This window comes from Streptomyces sp. WM6386 (assembly GCF_000972385.1).
GTDB lineage: Bacteria > Actinomycetota > Actinomycetes > Streptomycetales > Streptomycetaceae > Streptomyces.
Map to the genome: position 1 here is coordinate 1 of NZ_JXTE01000494.1, position 449 is coordinate 449.

The window sequence follows — 449 nt, forward strand, 5'->3', positions numbered from 1 at the left end:
CTCTACACGCTGGGCCGCTGGGACGAGGCCCTGCGGGCGGCGAACGGCTCCCGGATGCTGCCCGCGATCGACGGGTACGCAGCCGGGCCCGCGCTCTATCTCGGCCTGGTGGACGCCTCGGTGACCACGGCTGACCTGCTCGGGATCGATCTGCCGGAGCAGGAGATGCATGTCGTGCTGCCCGCGGACCATCCGCATCCGCCGGGCGACACCATCACCTCGCGTGAACTGGCCGCGCTGGATCTGATCGTGACCCCGCCGGGCACCGAGACCCGAGCGGCGGTGGACGACGTGTGCACCGCTCTGGGCGTCGCACCGCGGATCGCGGTGGAGACCGCGCACCGCGCGATGATCGTGCCGCTGGTCCTCGCCGGCGTCGGCGCCTCGGTACTGCCCGCCTCGATGGCCCGGGACGCGGCGCTGCGCGGGGCGCGGATGGTGTCCCACCG

At 73.7% G+C, this 449-nt stretch carries 1 protein-coding gene; it reads left to right on the forward strand.

Annotated features, from left to right (window positions below):
• On the forward strand, positions 1-449 hold a 449-nt coding region (locus TN53_RS42400), incomplete at both ends, for a LysR family transcriptional regulator substrate-binding protein (protein WP_199924764.1).